At 73.6% G+C, this 3,674-nt stretch carries 4 protein-coding genes; 3 read left to right on the forward strand and 1 reads right to left on the reverse strand.

Annotated features, from left to right (window positions below; all coding sequences use genetic code 11):
- Positions 1 to 466, forward strand: a 466-nt coding sequence (locus IN07_RS25850; protein WP_036336894.1) for a hypothetical protein, incomplete at its 5' end; no start/stop codon positions are given.
- Between the two features lie 101 nt (positions 467 to 567).
- Complete coding sequence (gene fabG / locus IN07_RS14870) at positions 568 to 1,323, forward strand: 3-oxoacyl-ACP reductase FabG (protein ID WP_036336896.1); 756 nt, start codon at positions 568 to 570, stop codon at positions 1,321 to 1,323.
- A gap of 146 nt (positions 1,324 to 1,469) precedes the next feature.
- Here fabG and IN07_RS14875 read toward each other — a convergent pair whose 3' ends face one another.
- Positions 1,470 to 2,249 (reverse strand): SDR family NAD(P)-dependent oxidoreductase, encoded by a 780-nt coding sequence (locus tag IN07_RS14875; RefSeq protein ID WP_036336898.1) that lies wholly within the window; start codon positions 2,247 to 2,249, stop codon positions 1,470 to 1,472.
- Between the two features lie 284 nt (positions 2,250 to 2,533).
- Here IN07_RS14875 and IN07_RS14880 point away from each other — a divergent pair.
- Positions 2,534 to 3,674 (forward strand): CHASE3 domain-containing protein (locus IN07_RS14880; RefSeq protein ID WP_036336900.1); only part of this gene is annotated, 1,141 nt, incomplete at its 3' end.

Consider the following 3,674-nt stretch of genomic DNA (forward strand, 5'->3'; position numbering starts at 1 on the left):
GCTGGGTGAGCCGAGCCGGCGGGCGTCCGCGGCGCCGGCCGCCGACCGCGGGCTGCCGCTGGGCGGCGCAGCGGTCGTCTGGGCTCGGGCCGTCGTGCCGGCCGCGGTGCTCGCGGGGGTCTGCGGGGTCTCGGCGCTCCTCGTCGGCCAGGGCACCGGCGCGCCGGTGGCGTGGTCGGCGCTGGGCGTGGTCACCGCCCCGGCGTGGGCGGGAGCGGCCGTGCGCGCCGGCTACCGCCCCGACCTCGACTGGTCCGGGCCGGTGCTCGCCTCGCCGATGGGCGCGGTGCCGGTCGGGGTGAGCAGCACGCTGGTGCGCGGGCCGGACGTCGGGCTGCTGGGCACCGCGCCGGTCGCCCTGGCGCTGCTGCTCGGCACCGCTCCCTGGTGGCTGGTCGGCGCCGGGCTGCTGTGGTCGCTGGCACTGGGCGCGCTCGCCGTGGGGACGGCCCGGCCTCCGGACTGACCCGGCCGGGTGCGGGCGCGCTCCGTGCCTGGTGCTAAGCAGTGGGGCAGGACGGCGGGCCGGACGACTGGGCCCGCCGACGAACTCGACGAGGAGATGCAGTGGCTCAGCAGCGGACGGCGATCATCACAGGTGCGGCGCGCGGGATCGGCGCGGCCATCGCACGGCGGTTCGCCCAGGACGGGATGGCGGTCGCCGTCCTCGACCTGGACGAGGCGGCCTGTACCGGCACGGTCGAGGAGATCCAGAAGGCCGGGGGCGAGGCGCTCGCGGTCGGTGCGAACGTCGCCGAGGAGGAGTCGGTCGAGGCCGCCGTGGAGCGGATCGCCGCCGAGCTCGGGGCGCCGACCGTGCTGGTGAACAACGCCGGCATCACCCGCGACAACCTGCTGTTCAAGATGACGGTCGCCGACTGGGACGCCGTCATGGGCGTGCACCTGCGGGGTGCCTTCCTGATGAGCAAGGCCGCGCAGAAGCACATGGTCGAGGCCGAGTACGGCCGGATCGTGAACCTCTCCAGCGTCTCGGCGCTGGGCAACCGCGGTCAGGCCAACTACTCCGCGGCCAAGGCGGGCATGCAGGGCTTCACCAAGACCCTCGCCATCGAGCTCGGCCGGTACAACGTGACGGCCAACGCGATCGCCCCCGGCTTCATCGAGACCGAGATGACCGCGCAGACCGCCGAGCGGGTGGGCGTGCCGTTCGAGCAGTTCAAGGAGATGGCCGCCAAGCAGATCCCGGTCGCCCGGGTCGGCCAGCCCGAGGACATCGCGCACACCGCCTCGTTCCTGTGCAGCGAGGGCGCGGGCTTCGTCTCCGGTCAGGTCATCTACGTCGCCGGCGGCCCCCGCGCCTGACCCCGGGCTCAGCCGGGTCCCCGCACGATCAGGTCACCTGGTCGTGCGGGGACCTACCTGGCGGCAGACCGTGAGGTAGGTGCCCGCGGGACCAGGTCACCTGGTCGTCGCGGGGCGCCGCGTGGCGGCTGCGCCCGCCTTGCCGGTCACCCCGCGCGGCGGGTTTGGCCGCCGTGCACGCCGCGGCGGGCGAGCTCGGCGGTGAGCCGGGTCCACGCTCGCACCGGCAGCAGCCGGGCCAGCTTCATCGCGACCATCATCGGCACCGGGAAGACGACCTCGGCCTTGTCCCGGGCGATGCCGTCGGCGATCGTGCGGGCCGCGACGTCGGCCTCGACCTTGAACGGCATCGGACAGGTGTTCCGGTCGGTCAGCCGGGTGGTCACGAACCCCGGGTTGATGATCTGCACGACCACACCCCGCGGCGCCAGCGACCCGCGCAGGCCCTCCAGCAGGTTGATCAGCGCCGCCTTGCCCGCGTTGTAGGCCTCCGAGCCGGGCAGCCCGCGGTAGCCGGCGACCGAGGCGACGCCCACGACCCGGCCGCGCCCGGCGGCCAGCATCTGCGGGACGACGGCCTCCATCGTGTGCACCGCGCCCATCACGTTGACCTGCAGGTGATCGGCGAACAGCTGCGAGTCCCACGGTTCCACGTGGAACGACGACCAGGTGCCGGCGTTGAGCACGGCGACGTCCAGCCCGCCCAGCGCCTCCCGCACCCGCTCGCCGGCTGCCACGGTGGCCGCCCGGTCGGTGACGTCCAGCGGGACGACGGCCATCCGGCCCCCGGCGACCTCCGCGAGCTGCTCGGCGTTCCGGGCGCTGATCGCCACCCGGGCCCCGCGGTCGGCCAGCTCCGTCGCCAGCGCCGCGCCGATGCCGGTCGAGGCGCCGGTGACCCAGATCCGTGCTCCGAAGATCTCCATGCGGCCCAGCCTGGTCGACGGTGCCGCCGGCGACGCGACGAGCCCGGCGCGAGATCCAGTGCCGTCGACAAGACGACCTCTCCTGCTGGTCACGTGAGGACTTCCGCTGGGGTCCGGCGACACGCCTGCCACGTTCCGCGGAGTGCCCTGGTCCGTCGTCACCATCTGCGTCTGCACGTCTCTGCCGAGACGGGCAGCGCCTGTATCGGGAGGACCGGTCGGGCCCGCGATGACGCGGGCGGACCGGTGCACCGGCGGGTGGACCACACACAGGAGATCGGGCCATGATCGTGACGCACCGCAGCACCATCCGCCACTGGTACGCCGACCGCTCGGTCCGGCAGAAGATCCTCGCCTCGGTGGGGTTGGCCGCACTGACCGCGGTCACCGTCGGTGCGCTCGGCGTCGAGCAGCTCGGTGAACTGCGGGACGCCCGGGCCGCTGAGCTGAGCACCTCGTTGCCCTACATCAACGCCCTCGACGACATCGCGGTCACGGCCAAGGCCACCGCGAACGACGAGCGTGGCTACCTGCTCACCGGTGAGGAGTCCTTCCGCGAGGAGGTGGCCGAGCGTCTGGACAAGATCAACGGTCTCGTCGCGACTGCCGATGAGACCGCCGCCACCGCCGACGAGCGGGCCTTCGTCGTCGAGCTGGAGTCCGGGCTCGGTGCATGGGCTGCCAGCATCGACTCGGAGTTCGCCCTGCTGGATACGGACCGGGAGGCTGCGATCGCCCTCGCCATGGGCACCACCCGGGAGCTGCGCAAGGCCTACGAAGAGGTGCTGGACGCCGGCCGGGAGGAGGCGGAGGCCGAGCTGACCACCGGGGCCGGGTACGAGGAGGTGGTCTCGGCGGCGACCCGCACGACGATCGTCGTCTGCGCGGTCGGTGTCCTGCTCGCGGTGGTCGTCGGACTCCTGGTCGCGGGCTCGGTGATGCGCGGGCTCGGTGCCCTCCGGCGCAGCGCGGAGCGGCTGGCGGCCGGCGACGTGACGGTCGGCACCGGGTTGGCGCAGCGGGATGAGCTGGGCCGGACGGCGGCGGCGCTGGACGAGGCGCTGAAGAGCATGCGCGGCTTGATGTCCAGCGTGGCTGCCTCCGCTGATGCGGTGGCAGCGGCGTCGGAGGAGCTGTCGGCGTCCTCGGTGCAGATCTCGTCCTCGGCGGAGGAGACTTCGGCGCAGTCGGACGTGGTGGCGGCGGCGGCGGAGGAGGTGTCGCGGAACGTGGCGACAGTGGCTGCGGGTGCCGAGCAGATGGGTGCCTCGATCCGGGAGATCAGCCAGAACGCGAACGAGGCCGCCCGGGTCGCCGCCCAGGCCGTGAGCGAGGCCGAGACCACCACGCGGACGATCACCAAGCTGGGCACGTCGTCGCAGGAGATCGGCGCGGTCGTGAAGGCGATCACCAGCATCGCGGAGC

Source organism: Modestobacter caceresii, from assembly GCF_000761485.1.
GTDB lineage: Bacteria > Actinomycetota > Actinomycetes > Mycobacteriales > Geodermatophilaceae > Modestobacter > Modestobacter caceresii.